This is a genomic window from Sulfurovum sp. TSL1 (assembly GCF_019972135.1).
In the GTDB taxonomy this organism is placed as follows: domain Bacteria; phylum Campylobacterota; class Campylobacteria; order Campylobacterales; family Sulfurovaceae; genus Sulfurovum.
The window spans coordinates 524,858-541,398 of record NZ_BPFI01000001.1 but is presented as its reverse complement, the minus strand read 5'-3'; the positions used below and the strand labels follow the sequence as shown (position 1 = coordinate 541,398).

At 42.0% G+C, this 16,541-nt stretch carries 19 protein-coding genes; 6 read left to right on the top strand and 13 right to left on the bottom strand.

What is annotated here, in order from left to right; translation table 11 throughout:
* Positions 1-85: 85 nt before the first annotated feature.
* Entirely contained in the window at positions 86-457 is a 372-nt protein-coding gene (trxA, locus tag LDM98_RS02745; RefSeq protein WP_008242488.1) for a thioredoxin, read from the top strand.
* A 141-nt stretch (positions 458-598) separates the two neighbouring features.
* On the opposite strand, the gene LDM98_RS02740 is transcribed toward trxA, so the two are convergent.
* Genes LDM98_RS02740 through LDM98_RS02720 form a run of 5 tightly spaced genes read right to left on the bottom strand, consistent with a single transcriptional unit; the run spans position 599 to position 5,561 of the window.
* Positions 599-1,741 (bottom strand): hypothetical protein, encoded by a 1,143-nt coding sequence (locus LDM98_RS02740; RefSeq protein ID WP_223897809.1) that lies wholly within the window; start codon positions 1,739-1,741, stop codon positions 599-601.
* A complete protein-coding gene (locus tag LDM98_RS02735) occupies positions 1,713-2,384 on the bottom strand; it encodes an ABC transporter ATP-binding protein (RefSeq protein ID WP_223897808.1) in 672 nt (223 codons plus the stop codon). Before LDM98_RS02735 ends, LDM98_RS02740 begins: the two co-directional genes overlap by 29 nt.
* Complete coding sequence (locus LDM98_RS02730) at positions 2,381-3,610, bottom strand: ABC transporter permease (protein ID WP_223897807.1); 1,230 nt, start codon at positions 3,608-3,610, stop codon at positions 2,381-2,383. Before LDM98_RS02730 ends, LDM98_RS02735 begins: the two co-directional genes overlap by 4 nt.
* Complete coding sequence (locus LDM98_RS02725) at positions 3,603-4,823, bottom strand: ABC transporter permease (protein ID WP_223897806.1); 1,221 nt, start codon at positions 4,821-4,823, stop codon at positions 3,603-3,605. Before LDM98_RS02725 ends, LDM98_RS02730 begins: the two co-directional genes overlap by 8 nt.
* Before the next feature lie 6 nt (positions 4,824-4,829).
* A complete protein-coding gene (locus tag LDM98_RS02720; protein ID WP_223897805.1) occupies positions 4,830-5,561 on the bottom strand; it encodes an outer membrane lipoprotein-sorting protein in 732 nt (243 codons plus the stop codon).
* Between the two features lie 125 nt (positions 5,562-5,686).
* Here LDM98_RS02720 and LDM98_RS02715 point away from each other — a divergent pair, with 125 nt between their 5' ends.
* Entirely contained in the window at positions 5,687-6,775 is a 1,089-nt protein-coding gene (locus LDM98_RS02715) for a sorbosone dehydrogenase family protein (RefSeq protein ID WP_223897804.1), read from the top strand.
* Here LDM98_RS02715 and LDM98_RS02710 read toward each other — a convergent pair.
* A complete protein-coding gene (locus LDM98_RS02710; protein ID WP_223897803.1) occupies positions 6,772-7,956 on the bottom strand; it encodes a YbfB/YjiJ family MFS transporter in 1,185 nt (394 codons plus the stop codon). The two genes, LDM98_RS02715 and LDM98_RS02710, sit on opposite strands and share 4 nt — an antisense overlap.
* A gap of 236 nt (positions 7,957-8,192) precedes the next feature.
* On the opposite strand from LDM98_RS02710, the gene amrS reads away from it, so the two are divergent.
* Genes amrS through LDM98_RS02695 form a run of 3 tightly spaced genes read left to right on the top strand, consistent with a single transcriptional unit; the run spans position 8,193 to position 10,621 of the window.
* Entirely contained in the window at positions 8,193-9,203 is a 1,011-nt protein-coding gene (gene amrS / locus LDM98_RS02705) for an AmmeMemoRadiSam system radical SAM enzyme (protein WP_223897802.1), read from the top strand.
* Positions 9,200-10,006 carry an AmmeMemoRadiSam system protein B gene (gene amrB / locus LDM98_RS02700; RefSeq protein WP_223897801.1) on the top strand — a complete coding sequence of 269 codons (807 nt, stop codon included), beginning with the start codon at positions 9,200-9,202 and terminating at the stop codon, positions 10,004-10,006. The genes amrS and amrB overlap by 4 nt, the downstream gene beginning before the upstream one ends.
* Positions 10,007-10,621: a protein-L-isoaspartate O-methyltransferase gene (locus LDM98_RS02695; RefSeq protein ID WP_223897800.1), complete on the top strand. Its 615-nt coding sequence runs from the start codon at positions 10,007-10,009 to the stop codon at positions 10,619-10,621.
* A gap of 172 nt (positions 10,622-10,793) precedes the next feature.
* On the opposite strand, the gene LDM98_RS02690 is transcribed toward LDM98_RS02695, so the two are convergent.
* The 6 genes from LDM98_RS02690 to LDM98_RS02665 all read right to left on the bottom strand — a co-directional run bounded on the left by LDM98_RS02690 (position 10,794) and on the right by LDM98_RS02665 (position 14,416).
* Positions 10,794-11,255, bottom strand: coding sequence for a bacterioferritin (locus LDM98_RS02690; protein WP_223897799.1), 462 nt, complete (start codon positions 11,253-11,255; stop codon positions 10,794-10,796).
* Positions 11,256-11,526: 271 nt separating this feature from the next.
* The gene (locus tag LDM98_RS02685) at positions 11,527-12,852 is read right to left on the bottom strand and encodes an APC family permease (protein WP_223897798.1); all 1,326 of its coding nucleotides are present in this window, start codon (positions 12,850-12,852) and stop codon (positions 11,527-11,529) included.
* Between the two features lie 27 nt (positions 12,853-12,879).
* A complete protein-coding gene (locus LDM98_RS02680) occupies positions 12,880-13,257 on the bottom strand; it encodes a hypothetical protein (RefSeq protein ID WP_223897797.1) in 378 nt (125 codons plus the stop codon).
* A 26-nt stretch (positions 13,258-13,283) separates the two neighbouring features.
* Complete coding sequence (locus tag LDM98_RS02675) at positions 13,284-13,460, bottom strand: hypothetical protein (RefSeq protein WP_223897796.1); 177 nt, start codon at positions 13,458-13,460, stop codon at positions 13,284-13,286.
* A gap of 175 nt (positions 13,461-13,635) precedes the next feature.
* Entirely contained in the window at positions 13,636-14,091 is a 456-nt protein-coding gene (locus tag LDM98_RS02670) for a hypothetical protein (RefSeq protein ID WP_223897795.1), read from the bottom strand.
* A 37-nt stretch (positions 14,092-14,128) separates the two neighbouring features.
* Positions 14,129-14,416, bottom strand: a complete 288-nt coding sequence (locus LDM98_RS02665) for a hypothetical protein (protein ID WP_223897794.1) — start codon at positions 14,414-14,416, stop codon at positions 14,129-14,131.
* A 326-nt stretch (positions 14,417-14,742) separates the two neighbouring features.
* On the opposite strand from LDM98_RS02665, the gene LDM98_RS02660 reads away from it, so the two are divergent.
* Complete coding sequence (locus LDM98_RS02660) at positions 14,743-15,561, top strand: Sir2 family NAD-dependent protein deacetylase (RefSeq protein ID WP_223897793.1); 819 nt, start codon at positions 14,743-14,745, stop codon at positions 15,559-15,561.
* Positions 15,562-15,584: 23 nt separating this feature from the next.
* Here the strand turns inward: LDM98_RS02660 and LDM98_RS02655 are convergent, their stop codons facing one another.
* Positions 15,585-16,394 carry a hypothetical protein gene (locus LDM98_RS02655; protein WP_223897792.1) on the bottom strand — a complete coding sequence of 270 codons (810 nt, stop codon included), beginning with the start codon at positions 16,392-16,394 and terminating at the stop codon, positions 15,585-15,587.
* Positions 16,395-16,541 lie beyond the last annotated feature (147 nt).

Sequence of the window (16,541 nt, the reverse complement as noted above, 5' to 3'; positions counted from 1 at the left end):
ATAAACATTCATTATCCAAGTTATAATATTAAGAGAACAGATATGATCGCTATGCTATACTCCATCCTCATATAAAGGAAAGACTATGGCATATATAGATTTAACAACACAAAACTTTAACGAAACACTGGATAATAACGAAATAGTCATTATCGATTTTTGGGCAGAATGGTGTGGCCCCTGTAAACAGTTTGCCCCTATTTTTGAAAGGGTAGCAGAAAAGTATCCTGATATCACCTTTGCCAAGGTCAATACGGAAGAACAACCCGCTATATCAGCCCAGTACGGTATCCGTTCGATCCCGACACTGATGGTCAGCAGGGATGGTATCATCCTGCTTAATCAAGCAGGTATGCTGCCTGAAGAAGCTTTTGATAAGCTCATCACCCATGTGAAGGGGCTTGATATGGATCAAATACGCGCAGAGATAGCCAAAGATGAAGAGGATGACGAGTAACATCATAGCGGATATAGTGTAGGTATACTTTAGCTTTTGGTTTTAGAGCGTTTAGAAAACTCTATATTTACTGAGAGACACAAAAAGTCTGAAGGTTAGACAAAAAGAGTGAAAAGTGTTTTAGAAGAACGTGGCAAAAGATCAATAGGTCACTCTGAAACGCAGATAATAGCTGTTTTCCACACTTCCAAATTCACTCTCTTCATCTCCGGTATAAAGCATCGCACCTATGGCTACGGAGGCATCGTCACTGATGCTGTAGTTGAGGAGTGGTGAGATAAAACTGCTTTGGTCTTCCGGGCTGTGGATCACACTCAGTGTACCGCTGTAGAGCAGGTTGAAGTCATAATAGGCAGAGGCTCCTACATAGTCTGAAGAGAGGTGACGGTTATAACCCAGGCTGCTTTCCTGGAAGTTGAGTATCTCATCAACCGTATAGATTTTGGAAGAGTGCAGCCATTCGGCCATGGCGGTCAGTCCATTGACAAAACCATAGTCTACACCCAGTATGGTTTGATAAAAGCTTTTATCTAAAAGTTTGTCTTTATAGTACCCACCTTCGCTTCGCCACTCTATGCCGGTATCAAAAAGATTGCCTTCTATCTCATAGGCGATCATTTGGGCATCATTGCTTGAAAAGAGGTCCAGTGCGATATCCCCGATCTTTGTATTCCCTTTGACCCTTCCTGCATATTTGTAACTGCCGTCATGACGCTTGGCCACCACCCCCATTGCTTGGCTAAGTGTACCAAGTGCATAGGTATAGGAGAGAGAAAAGTTACCATAGATCTGGTCAGGTTCCAGGGCAAGGGGGTTTCTGGGGTTAAAGAGATCGGTGGGTGTCCATATCCGTCCCACACCCATCGTGATCTTTTGCAAACCGAAGATCACATTATGTTTTTCATCTGCATACCCCACAGAAAAACGGTGCAGCCGTCCAAACACTTCGCCTTTTCCATAGTTTTTGGCATTCGTTTCTATATCAAAGGGAGTATCTGCATTGATAGAGCGAAAAAACTGATACTCGAAGCTATTGATATAGGTTTCCCCATAATAGTTGTCTATATCTGCAATGATATTGGCAAACCAGTTCCCTTCTTTGATCTTATCGGTCAGTCTCAGTCTGTTATAGTTATAGAGTGTTCTCTCCTGTTGGGTATAGGGTATCTTTGAGATCGTGTAGTTGGTGTTCTCTACGGTGATGTCATGCTCTATGGCCATGATCGGCACGGCCAAACAGAGCAGGGCTATAGAATTAACGGTCTTCAACGACAACTCCGTCATCCAGCACTATGATACGTTTGGACTGTTCCAGTACATATTTGTCATGGGAAGCAAAGATGACCGTCACATGCTCTTTTTCATTGAGTGTTCGCAGCATATTCATCAGACGCGCACTGTTCTTTGAATCCAGGTTTGCCGTAGGTTCATCCGCGAGTATCAGTTTTGGGCGTGAGGCGACCGCACGCGCTACAGCCACACGCTGCTGCTGGCCACCGCTGATCTCACCGGGCAGTTTATCGAGAAGATCCTCTATCTGCAATATCGATGCCAGTTCCATGATACGTGCATCGATCTCTTTTTGATCGAATTTGAGCAGTTTCATGATGAATCCTATATTTTCTCTGACATTGAGTACATGGATGAGATTGTAGGCCTGGAAGATGAACCCTATATCATGCAGTCTGAGCTTAGCCATCTTCTCCTCACTGTAAGCCGATATCTCTTCTCCCTCAAAAAATATCTCTCCGCTGGTCACAGAGTCGAGTCCGCCTATAATGTTCAGAAGGGTGGTCTTTCCTGAACCTGACTCACCGCTGAGGGTCGTGAATTCCCCTTTTTCAAAAATAAGATTGATATCGGTAAGGGCTTTGACCTCTTTGGGAGTATCAGGGTAGAATGTTTTGTAGACATGGTTTAGTTTCATAACATTTTTCCTTGTATGACTTGTATAGGTTTGATTTTCTTCAGTTTACGCAGGGGCCATATCACTGAGAGCAGGGTAGCAAAAAATACAGCAAAAAAAGCTTGAAAGAAATAGTAGATATGCATATTGGCATACATGACAGCACTGTAGCCATAGAGTTCAAGACCTGCTTCAAAAGCACGCATATCCACACCTGCCGTCGACATATACAGCAGAAATATCCATCCTCCCAAAGCACCTGCCATATAACCGATAAACCCTAGAAAAGAGGCTTCCATGATGATCTGGTTTCTGACGGTTTTGTAGGGAGTTCCTATGGCAAGCATGATGCTGAACTCGCGCATCCTTTCCAGAACAGAGACAAGCATCACACCAAAAATGCCCAGCGCAGCGACGACAAAGACAATGGCATAAGAGGCCAGATTGAAGATAGTCATCCACTCCTGCATCTGTATGAGAAGTGGATAGAGCTCATCCCAGCGAAGCACATCGATATCAGGAAAACGTTTTTGCAGCTCTTTTTGTACAGTAGGGAGACTCTGGGTATCTTTCACACGCAACGCTATCTGGGTTGCACTCTGATACACATTGAGAAACTTTGACATCTTTTCCATAGAGACAAATACAGCATGGTCGTCGATCGTAGGGTTACCGGTTTTGAGAATACCGCTGATGCGAAAAGAGATAGCATTGATCTCACCTGTCGCATCTTGTGCTGTGAAGATCACACGGCTGCCTATGTTCAGGTTGAGTTTTTTAGCCAGTGCTGCACCGATCAATGCCTTTTGATCCTTTTCCCCAAAGCTGTACTCTCCTTGAGTGATGAAGGCATCAAGTCCTCCAAAATGCTGTTCATTTTCCAAAGAGATACCTTTGAGGACCGCCCCGAGAGATTTGTGTGCCGTAGCAATGAGACCCTCTTTTTCCAAACGGACGGAGTAAGCCTCAATAGCTTCTATCTCGGAAAAAGCCTCTATATAGTTTGAAACATGAGTAAGTCTGTACTCCAGTGTTTTGTTCAGTCTATAGGCTTTATTGTAGAGAGATATCTCTCCAGAGTCACTGCGGATGGTCGTGTTGATCAAATGGAGGATCATTCCATCATAGAGTCCCTGAAGTCCAAGCAGACCGCTGAGACTCAGTGCGATCATCATGATGACCATCAAAGAGCGGGTTTTACGCCTCCAGATACTTAACCATGCAAGATGTTGGGCTATTTTATACATACCTCATTGCCTCCATTGCGGTCAGTTTATTGACCTTGAAGATCGGGTAGAGTATGGCTGTAAGATTGAGTATGAAGATCGTCAGTGCATTCCATGTGATGGTGAAAGGATCGAACTTCATAGGTATTTCATCGCTGACCACACCATACTCTTTATAGGTTTCTGCGATCCCCGATATGACGATAGGATGGATTTCAAAATAGTAGGCAATCGATGCACCGATGAGGGTACCCAGGAGTATACTGATGGTAGCGAGTATCAGGATCTCAATAAAAAGCATGCCAAAGATATTTTTAGAGGTCAGACCTAAAGCACGCAACAGTCCTATTTCCCGGGCACGTGTATAGATATTGACATAAGAAAAGATCATGATCACAAAAAAGATCACGATAAAAAAGATGGAGATGGAGATATACCCAAAAATGGAATCCACCAGCATCGCCTGCACGAGCGCTGTAAGAAGTGTTTTCCAGTTGACCGCTTCAACCCCTGAGGGGAGTACATTTTGCAGCTTTGTGGTCATTTTATCTATCTTATCATTGTCATGGAAGTAGAGGGTAAAATAACTGGCTATATTGTCACTCATCATTACCGTGTCCAGATACGATTTATTGACAAAGGCCGACTGGGAATCAAATTCGAAAAGACCGGTTTTGAAGATCCCTTTGACGGTAAAAAGATCCGCAGCGATGGAGTAGTCGACGGAAGAGCCTACCATGGCGATCTGGCTGCCTACCTCTGCATTTAATCGTTTGGCAAGTGAAGAGCCGATGTAGATGGCATTGGTGTCATTATCATCAAGATAGGCACCTTTGATGAGAGAATCATGCAGTTTACTCAGCATTTTTTCACGGGAAGGAATGATCCCTCCGATCAAACTTCCTATGGTCTTTACTTCTCCGGAGAGCAGTGCATAGGTTTCAAACCTTGGGCTGTAGCGTTTAATGGAAGGATCATTTTTGAGAAGAGTATCAATGTGATCTGCATCTTCAATGAGATGATCATAGCCACCTTCATCTCTATACCCCTCAAGGTTCACATGGGCATACCCCGTATAGATCTCCACCGAACTTTTGATGATCTGATGATGGGAACCATCCATCAGTGCAACATAGCTGATGAAGAGAATCGTACTAAAAGTGCTTAAAAGCAGTGTGGTGATACTTCTGCCTTTGGATCTTACAATGTTTCTAAAAGCGAGTGAAAAAAGCATTCATCCTTACCTTGAATAGCGTTTTAAAGCCTGTTTTGTAAAATAAGAAGGATCTATTTTGGTATCAAAATTGACCTTCTCAAAGATCACCTTCGTACGGTTTTTCTTTTTGTCCGGATCCAGAGGCTGAAGTTCCATGACCATAGGGATCGTGTGTGAACCATGCTCTTCTATTTTGGAGAATGTCATGACTCTGACTTTTTGCATCATGTCATCATAAAAGACCTCTCTGATCGGTACAGCATCTTTGAGATCGACATCAATGACGATCTTCCCCCAAACCACGGCAGCGTTGGGTTTTGGTATCAGCTCCAGCGTCGCAGAGTCACCTTTTTTTGAGAGGAGAGAGGCACTGTAGTCCTCTTCCAAAGAGCTCTCTTTGACCATATCATCATTGGTAAAGTCACTCCCCATCCAGCTTTGAAGCATCATGGAGGGTGGTATTTTGATGGTACGTTCTATCTTGGGAATATACTGCCACATTTGATTGTCGATCTTTAAGAAGGTGATCCCTTTGTCTTTTTTAGGGTAGAGGATCTTAATAAAGCTTTTGTCATTCCCCTCAGACCAGCTTTCTATTTTTACGGTACGTTTACCTCGTTTGGAAGTGACTATCATGCTCATCGTGGAGTACATGTAGTCACCACGGAGGTTATTTTCAAGTTTTTTGATGATCTCTTGTGCCTCGTTGGCCAAGAGAATATTAGAAAGAAAAAGTAAAGAGAGTAACCATTTCATGAGATTTCCTTTTGTTGATTATAGCAAAAATATGGATTTCTCTTTTATGTTATAATGAAAAAAAGGAATTGATAATGGGAACATTACGCTATATACCTATATTGTTTCTGTGGCTATGCATTTTTATGCTACATACTGTCTTTTCTGTTCCTCTCCACGCCGATGAACTGGAAGAGAGTCTGAGTGATATCAAACTTCCGCCTGGATTCCATATCTCTGTCTATGCGAAAGAGATAGAGGGTGCACGTTCTCTTGCACGTGGAGAACGCGGCACACTTTTTATAGGTTCACGCTCAGAGGGCACTGTATATGCAGTGGTTGATACAGATGGTGATTTTCGTGCTGATCAGCGGTTTATCATTGCGCGCGGGCTCAATAATCCCAACGGTGTAGCATTCCGAAAGGGTGCCCTCTATGTCGCTGAGATCAATCGTATCTTGCGCTATGATCACATTGAAAATAATCTCAAGTCTCCGCCTATTCCGGTGGTCATCAATGATTCGTTCCCCCGTGATACCCATCATGGCTGGAAGTTCATACGGTTCGGTCCGGACGGATATCTCTATGTACCGGTGGGCGCACCATGTAATATATGTGAGTCCACTGATCCGAGATATGCCTCTATTATGCGTATGCAAGCAGATGGGGGTGGACTTGAGATCTTTGCAAAGGGTGTGAGAAATACAGTAGGTTTTGATTGGCATCCAAAGCGCAAGAGTTTATTTTTTACTGACAATGGACGTGACTGGATGGGGAACAACCAACCGCCTGATGAGTTGAACATGGCTTTTAAAAAAGGGATGCATTTTGGATATCCATACTGTCATGGAAAAAAGATACGTGATCCCGAGTTCGGAAAAAAAGAGGGATGTACCGAATCCACGCCTCCTGTGATGGAACTGGGAGCGCATGTGGCTGCACTGGGAATGCGCTTTTATACCGGTAAGCAGTTTCCCCAGGAGTACTATGATCAGGTATTTATAGCTGAGCATGGATCTTGGAACAGGTTCCCGCCTAGTGGGTACCGAATCACCATGGTCCGTTTTTCATCCGGGAAGCCTGTTTCCTATGATGTGTTTGCCGAGGGGTGGCTGAGAGGTATAAAAGCATGGGGACGACCTGTGGATATTGAGATCATATCTGACGGTTCGATGCTGGTTTCAGACGACAAGGCAGATGCAGTATACCGGATATGGTATAGTGGAAAAGATTAACAGATGCTATATCTGTTTTCAATTCTCTTTGCATAGAGTAAAAAAAGTATGCCCAAAAAGACGATCAATGCTGTCACATACAGTGTAGCGTTATAGTTCCCAAAATGATCGATCAGGGCAATACTGTAAAGCGGTGCACCGACCTGGCCTATACCGTAGGAAGCAGTCATAGCTCCCATAAGCACTACCGGGTTTTTCCCCGCCAATTGACCGCCAAGATTGAGAAAGAGTGCCACAAGGCCTATGAAGGTACTGCCATAGAGTGCACCGCTCAGCAGGTTTAAGTATATACTGGTACTCAATGTCGGTATCAGGATACCTATGATCTGTAGAGCCATCGCGATGATAATGACATTAACACTTCCATAGGTATGCGCGAGTCTCATCCAGAGTATGGAAGAGGGGATGCCTGCAATACCCACGATCAGCCAACCGAGATTTCCATACCCATCCAAACCTTGAAGTGAATTAATGATGTCGGGTAAAAAAGTACCCTGCACAACAAAGCCGACACCTTCGGTGAAATAAGCCAGGATCAGCAGTATTACATAGGGAGAAAATATAGACTTTGAGAGAGGGTGTTTGACCGCATCTTTTTTGATGATTTTATCAAAAGATAAAATATAAAGTGTATAAAAAGTGACGATCAAACCAAACAGGGATAAAGTGAGCCAAGCATCGGTCCATGTACCGCTTTGTAGAACATACTGGCTGATAAGCTCCGATATCACGATAGCAAAACCAATACCGCTGAAGTGTATGCCCATCGCCTTTGTCTTACTCTCAAAGTTCAGTTTGACCATTACGATGGCACCACCCACGATAAGGACCATAGCGGAACCAAAACCGGCGATGATCCTTGAGATCAGCCACAATGCCTCATTGCTGGTAGTCGCCAGCACCAGTGTTGTCACGATACTCAGTATCATACCGATACGAAAATACTTTACTTTTGTGTTGATATCTTTGATAAATATAGAAAAAACGGCACCGGCCAGATAGCCTGCAAAGTTACACGATGCCAGTACACCGGCATAGGTGAGTGACAAGAACTCTTCAAGCATAGATGGAAGAAGTGAAGTAAAGGCAAATCTTGCTACACCTATACCTACGACAATAGCAAGTATACCGGCCAGGAGTATAGCAGTGTTATTGTTCTTATCGAAAAGTGTCTTTATCATAGTGGTCTTTTTTTCGCATTATAGTCATAGTAGACTTAATACTGAGCAGCAAAAAATGTACTGTATGACAGGAAGTTGTTTCATCTGTTTAAACCAAAGATGACAGGTTTTGCATTTATACCTTATAAACTAGTCTAGCCCCTAAAAAATTTATTGACATTTATAATGGTGTGTGATATGATTAAGAATAGTTGAGTCAACTGTTGTTGCTAGGCTGGCTCATGAAAGGAGTCAAGATGACAACTAATAAAGATATGAAATATTATACCAAAGAAGAAGGTAAAGACAGGATCATCTGTCTGCTCTGCCGCCACTCTTGCAAACTCAAAGAGGGGCAGGTAGGTTTCTGCGGTATCAATAAAAATGTGGGCGGAGAGCTTGAAACACTGGTATACGGCCATCCTGTTGCAGTCCATGTAGATCCTGTAGAAAAAAAACCGTTGAACCATGTACTTCCCGGAAGTACAGCACTCTCCTTTGGTACAGTCGGATGTAACTTTAAATGTCCGTTCTGTCAAAACTGGGATATCTCCCAAGAGAAAAAAGTCAATGAATCCATCAAGGTAAGCCCTGAAGAGATGGTGGAACTGGCCATTTCACATGGCGCAGAATCCATTGCATACACCTACAATGAACCGACCATTTTCTATCCTTATGCCAAAGATATAGGAGTGATCGCCAAAGCAAAAGGGCTTAAAAACCTTTTTGTCTCTAACGGTTTTGAAACACCAGAGGTTATCGCTGATATGGCAAGCTGGGTAGATGCTGCAAATATCGATCTTAAAAGCTGGAATGACAGCTATTATAAGAAAGTGCTCAAAGGCGGACTGGAAGAGGTCAAAGACACGCTGAGGAGAATGGTAAAAGCAGGGATATGGGTCGAGATCACCACACTGCTTATCGAGGGTGAGAACGACAGCGATAAAGACCTTGAAGAGATGGCAGCGTTTATTGCCAATGACCTTGGTAAACATGTCCCATGGCACCTAAGTGCGTTCCATCCTGATTATAAGATGATGGACCATGAGAGAACAAAACTCGATACGCTCATGCGTGCCAAAAAGATAGGGGAAAAAGCCGGGCTGTACTATATCTATCTGGGGAATGTGCCGGTGCATGCTGATACACATTGCCCTCAGTGCGGAACGCTGGTGATCGACCGCAGCGGATATGATGTGACGGTGAACAAGTTAGAAGATGGTCACTGTCCGAAGTGTCACAGAGAGATAGAAGGAGTATGGTCATGAGTACAAGAGAAGCAGCCGTTGCCGGACAGTTCTATCCATCCAGTCCGGATGAGATACACGCCATGCTGGAACATTACAATCAGATCCTTGATGCACATCTCAAAGAAAAAGGTAGTGTATTGCACCTTAAACCCAGGTCGGTCATTGTACCGCATGCAGGATATGTCTACAGTGGTTTTACTGCGAACATCGCATTAAGACTGTTATCTAATTCAGCTATCACACGTGTGGTGATCATAGGCCCTAGCCACAGGGTCTATCTCACCGGGACCAGTATCTCTGAATTTGATACCTATCATACTCCTCTTGGTGCATTGCTCATCGACAAACCGTTGGTCATAGATCTGAAAGAGCGTTTTGAGTTAGCGTTTGTTCCTGAAGCCCACCATGAGCACAGTACAGAGGTGCAGATCCCTTTTGTCAAAACCTACACACCGGATGTATCCGTAGTCGAGTTGGTCTATGGTGATGAGTCACCCGAAAAACTGGCAGAAGTGATCGAGTATCTTCTTGCTGACCGTGAGACGGCCGTCGTTATCAGTACGGACCTGAGCCACTATTATGATATCAAAAAGGCCAATGCACTTGACAGTATCTGTTTGGATGCGGTAAAAAAACTGAGCACCGCCCAACTGCATCAAGGGTGTGAAGCCTGTGGTAAGATCGGTGTGGAAGCGATGCTGCTTGCAGCAAAAAAGAACGGCTTAAGATCTGTTCTGTTGGATTATCGTACGAGCGCGGATGCCAGTGGTGACGAATCACAAGTCGTAGGGTATATGAGCGCAGCATTCGTGGAGCAGTAGATGAAAACCATGGATAGACTTGTGGATGCTATGATCTCATCCGGTATGTTGAAAAGTCCACTGATCATTGATGCTTTTAGAACGATCGACAGAAAATATTTTGTACCTGATGAGTATGCAGATGAGGCCTATGCAGATATGCCCTTGCCCATAGGCAATTACCAAACCATCTCCCAGCCTTCAACGGTTGCTTTTATGCTGGAACGTCTGGACCCTAAAGATGGAAACACGGTATTGGACATTGGTTCGGGGTCAGGGTGGACTACAGCACTTCTTTGTTATATGGTGGGAGATAAAGGCAGTGTGATCGGGCTTGAAAGGGTAGAGACACTGGTAGAACAGGGAAGCGAAAATCTGTCTAAATTTCGTTTTAACAGTCATTGCCACATTGAAAGGGCAGGAGATAAGCTTGGCCTGCCTGGTGAACAGTTTGACAGGATACTTGTTTCTGCCTCAGCGGATGAAATTCCCGAAGAACTTTTTGTACAATTGAAAACAGGCGGTATTCTGGTGATACCCATAGGAGAGTCTATTTTTAAATTTACAAAGATCTCTGAAACAGAGATTAAAAAAGAAGAATTCTACGGATTTGTGTTCGTGCCGTTGATCTATTGACTGCTATAGGCTCTATCTATGATTGACGACAAGCATCTGTTGGCATGGTTTCCATTTTTTTGTGACCAGATTTTGGACATCTGATTTCAGATTTTAAAATAAGTTCTTTTTCATTATCTGCCTAGTACATGGTAATACAAAAACATCCCATAAAAATGGATAAGGCAGTGCTTCATTTGGATTTAAATACTTCAACATCACCAGGGTGTCTTAACATTTTGTTCACATCATCAAGATGCATTTCCTCTGCCACTATCATTTCTCTAGCATATTCTTCCAAAAGCACTGATGTACCACCTTCTGTTAGTTTCAATAACTCGTAATAGGATTCAAGTGCTGTTTTTTCATGATCTAGACTTTCTCGAAGGATATCACCAATGTCATGCTTCGCTGTTTCAAGCAGCTTCCCGATGTTAAGTGAAGGGTGACCACCCAAAAGCGTTACAAGCTCACCAGCCTTATGTGCATGATCTAACCCTTCTTGAGCGTTACTTTTCATCCAATCAACTATGGGTAACCTATTGTAGCCATAGATCATTAAGGAATAATGGGTGTAACGTACAACACCTGCCAATTCGACCTCCATGATTCTGTTTAAGATATCAATAGCACTTTTTGTAACTGTATCATTCATTTCTCTATCCTTTCCTTCAGATGTTGTTTTTTCTTGTATTAGGACAACGTCACCATTGACCAGAGCACACACTTCTTTAGTTTATTCTCTAGTTCCACATATAGAATAAATATACAATACAATACTATCATGCAATGATTGTGTAATGGCAAGTAAAATACTGGTAAGAGAGTCTATTTTTAAATTTTTAAAGGTCTCAAAGAGAGAGATCGAAAAAGAAGATTTTTACGGATTTATGTTCGTACCGTTGATCTATTGATCGGTGAATTCCCTATAGGTGAGGGGGTAGTTTATTTCTTGAATAGAGCCATGAACATAAGGTCAATAGAACATAGAGACCCACAATAAATAACAGTTGTTGAGGCTTGTTGTTAAACTCATAATATAAAATAAATACAATACCAAAGAGTAGACCGACAATAGAAAGTGTAGTGATCCATAACGATGAGTTGGTTAAGTTGCGAATTTTAAAATTGGCATAGGCCATGAGAAATGAGACCAATAGAAATGTAATGCTTCCGAATTCAAGAATGACTTCCAGACTGCCTGTAAGTACAAGCAAGAATGCGAAAAGTGCCATACAGATAATGGCAAACACAGGAATATGGTTCGTTCTCCTGCTAAGCACAGAAGGAAAATAACCGTCTTTCGCTATGACGGCCATTTGTCTTGATGCACCAAATACCGTCCCGCTGATCGCACTGCTCGTAGCCAAAAGCGCACCAAGGATCACAAGTTCTGTGCCCCAATGCCCCAGTACATTTCCCGTACCCGATGCAAGGGCGTATTCTTTGTTTTTTATAATATCATCAAAGGGAATTGCCAATATGGCCCCCAATGAAATAACAACATAGATCACAACCGCAAGAAAAATGGCAGAATAGATGGCTTTTGGAATATTCTTTTCAGGGTTTTCCATTTCATTGACAGCATTGATGACAAGCTGAAAGCCTTCGTATGCCACGAAAGTAATCGAAGCGACGATCAAAACCGATAAGAGAGTTACCTCTTGATGATTCTGATATAACGCGGGCAGGGTGGTTTGAGAGTTGTTCATCAGTACGAATGAGATGACAACAAGGATCACCAGTTTGGTATAGACCATAATATCTTCGATCTTCCCCATGCCCTTTACACTCCACATATTCACCAGTGTAAAAAAGAGAATGACGATTCCGGCAACTACCTTTCGTGCCAGATCACTATCGGAAAATGTGAAACCGCTGATGGCATATGAAGCAAAGGTATAGGCATAGAGCGCCAGTGTGCTTATATATCCAAATATAACCCACCAGCCGATAAAAGATGCAACAAAGGGAGACTTGGGAAAAGTCTTTTTACAAAATGAGTAAGTGGCACCTTCATCTTTATAATAAACACCCAGTTTGATATAGGAATAAGCCGCAAGAGAGGCTATCAACCCGCCAAGAATGATCACCAGCGGCGTAAAGACTCCGACCATTGATACAGAGATACCTAAAATGGTAAATATACCACCACCGACCATACCGCCAAGTGCGATTGCAATGAGTTCGGGAACTCCAAGTGCCTTATTCCTTCTCCTGTGAATATGGTTGTCTCTGTGATTCATACGCATTGTCTATTCCTCATCTTTTATTACATATTATAAAATATTATTCTTTATCTTTGCGACTAAAATAGGTGAAACTAAACTTACAAGCAAGACCAAAATCATGAGATCGCCTTTCATGATATTGAACACTTGTAATAAACTGGACCATGATTTACCAATCACATAGTGTCCAAATAAAAATTCAAACAACAGTGTCATTACAACCCATTGAAGTCCTATAAGAAAGTAAATCAGTATATTGTTTTTACCAAAGAGGGGAAAAAAGAGATACGTAACGATAAACACAATAAGTGAGAGAAGTATTCCACTGAGCGGCATTGCAATGTTTTGACCAAGCAGTGATACTAAAACAGTTTCTCTGAAGATAGCATTTGCTATAGCTAAGATGACTATAACAAACCAAATCATACTTGTCTTAAGAAAAAGAGGGAATGTCATGATCTTTGATCGTCATTTGTGGTATGCTTTAGTTCTGAATTTCCCAAATTATTGGGATCTTTAGATTTCATCTCCATACAGTAGATGGATTCATTGGCCCTTGACTGCTCAAGAGTCAAGGTTGCAGCTGCAGCAGTGATACTGACGGTTTTTGGTGCTTTTCTTCTATGCATGTTTTTCCCTTAACTTTTGATGGGTGTAGAATTTGAATGCAAGGCTGTATTGCATTTGTATGCTGTCTACTTTAAATCATTTGTAAATATAATGTTCGTGTAATTTTCTACCCAAAGCGGCACAATAAAGTGTGTAGCTTTGGGTAGTACGAGTTGGCGAGATTGTTAGGCAAATCTATTTACTTGAGTTAAATTCCTTTTCAGACTTTTCCCAGGCATCTTCAAGGGCCTTATACGCGTCAGAGAATCCTTTTTTCATGTGCTCCCACGCATTGGCTGAACTGGTCTTCATGCTGCCATACCACTCTGCCACTTTATTACGCTGTTTGCGAAGGGCCTTAAGGTTTTCACGAGCTTCTTCTCGCGCAGCTTCGTTCATATTGTCCCAGTTTTTATCGATTCTCGCCTCTAACGCGTCAATACGTTTATCTACTTTATTCAGGCCATCTTTTGCTTTTTGAACTGCTTCATCCCTTTTATCGGCAGTATATGCACCGATAGTTTGGAGCAGGTCTTGCGTTTCTTTCTTAACTTCTTCTATAGAAGTGTTAGCGTCTGAAGTTTGCGCATAGCAAACTGGCGTAGCACCAAGTATGCCGATCAACATCAATGTCCGGATATGTAATTTCATTTGTAACCTCCTTAATGATTGAGATCAAGTATGATATTTACTTGAATTTTGAAGCAGCTGATTTCACTGCATTGCCTAGAGAGTCCCACGCATTGTCAATGCCTGCTTTGAGATCTTCCCATGCGTTGTCACCAGCATCCTTTAACTCAGAAAGTTTATCGGTAGCCGATTTCTGCATAGACCGTAATTCTTCAATTTGTTTGTAATATTCAAGCTGTATGTCAGCTTCCGCACCGTCTGCTTTCGCTTTAAGCTTATCGATCTGGGCACCCCATTCGTCTAGCTGTGCCTGTAGTTTTTGCTCGTATGACTCTTTCATGCTCATGATTTTCTCCTGTTCGATTAAATGGTTAATAACAATTTTCTCTGCCAATGCTTCGGATATTTCTCTCGCACCTCATTTCATTTTTATGCCAACTATTTAGTATACATAAAATACCTGTTTTTTCAAAATTATAAAATTAAATATAATGTATAAGATTTTGTATAAAGATAATATATGCATAAGTATTTGTTATTTTTTATAACTCTATATGCATTATTATTTTGAGAAAGTCTGCCAATATATGTTGATTTGAGCAAACAGATCATGATGCTCAAATGTAGTAGAATAGTGTAGCAATCCTTTTTGGATATGCTATAATCTTTTCTATGAATATACAAGAAAACGTAGATAAAGCCAAACAACTTTTGGAAGAAGCGGATGCTATATTCATCACTGCAGGAGCAGGGATGGGAGTGGACAGCGGATTGCCTGACTTTAGAGGGGTAGAGGGGTTTTGGAATGCCTATCCAAAGGCCAAGGAGTTGGGGCTTCATTTTGAAGAGATGGCAAATCCGGAGTGGTTTGAGTCCGACGCCCGGTTGGCCTGGGCATTTTATGGGCACAGGCTGCACCTTTACCGTGACACCGTGCCTCATAAAGGTTTTAAATTACTTCTGGAACTATCTAATACTAAAAAATATGGTTCCCGTATCTTTACATCAAATGTCGATGGTCAGTTTCAGAAAGCCGGCTTCAAAGAAGAGCAGATCATGGAGTGTCACGGCTCCATTCACCACATGCAGTGTATCGACAATTGTCAGGGAATGCTCTGGAGTGCGGATGATACTTTTATAGAGATAGAAGAGGGGTTTAAAGCCAAAGAGCCTTTGCCTTCCTGTCCTTTCTGCGGGGCTATGGCACGCCCCAATATTTTAATGTTCGGAGACTTCGGGTGGGAGTATGCCCGTACCGATGGACAAAGAGAGAGACTGAGCCGCTGGATGGATACTTTAGAAGAAGAGGGTGCCAATCTTGCCATCGTTGAACTGGGAGCAGGCACCGCTGTACCAACGGTCAGAAATACATCTGAACAGATAGCCAGAAGGTTTGATGTTCCTTTGATCCGTATCAATCCAAGAGAGAGCTTTGGCGCAGAGATCGGGCTTCCTTTGGGTGCAGTTGAGGCATTGAATAAGCTTATCTAGCGGATAGATTATTTTGTTGATCTTTAAAATGCAGTACCATTGAGCTCTTCTGAGTCATTGATCGTTTGGCTTTGACTCTCTTCTTCTGATTCTTTAGCCTTTATAACCTTTACATCTATTTTTACGTTGGATGCTTCATTCGCTTCAGCCTCTCTTGTAACAGCTTCTACTTTATTTTTGATGGTGGTAGGATCTATTTTGGGAGAAAAAGGTTTTATCTTGGGTTGTCTTTGAGCCTTTTTTAATGCTTTATGTATCTCAATCAAACCCGTTTCATAACTGCATAATTTATCATAATTTTCCATATCCCGTTCCAGCATGGCTATCGTGTAACTTTCTATCATTCTGGTTTTTCGAAGCATCATCTTTTGGGCATATGTTTCTCTTGCAATTTCTACACCCCGTTTAATTTCGGGAGAAAGTGCATTTTCATAGGCTATTTTTGCTTTATTGCTGCCACTGTCATTACTTTTTTTATAAAGTTTCTTGGCACCATCCGTGATATTTTTCACGCCAAATGCCTGGCTTACCCCATCAAAAATATCCATATAGAGCCCTTGTTTTTTAGGGTTGGATGATGATTTATTGAGCGGATTGTCCAAGTAGTGTTGACACTGAAGGTTCGATTTCATGATAAATTCATCTATCATAGCATTACGATCTTCTTTCGTAGGTGATTCTTTATCAATGGTAGCGATAAACATCGATGTATTGGTATGAAAACCGGCTGCTTTATGCTTTTTTTTATCCGGTTCTACCGTATCGGAACCACATCCACTTATAAGTAATAGAATGCCTGTTACTATCATATAATGGATCTTATTTTTTATCATACATACACTCTCTTGTAATTAATGTGATATTATACCATTTCGCTACAATAAATACTTAGATATACTATCTATTATTTTCTATTTATGATTAGGATCATCTTCAATAACAATGGCCGAATATTTTGGCTTGATATAGCCAATAAAAAA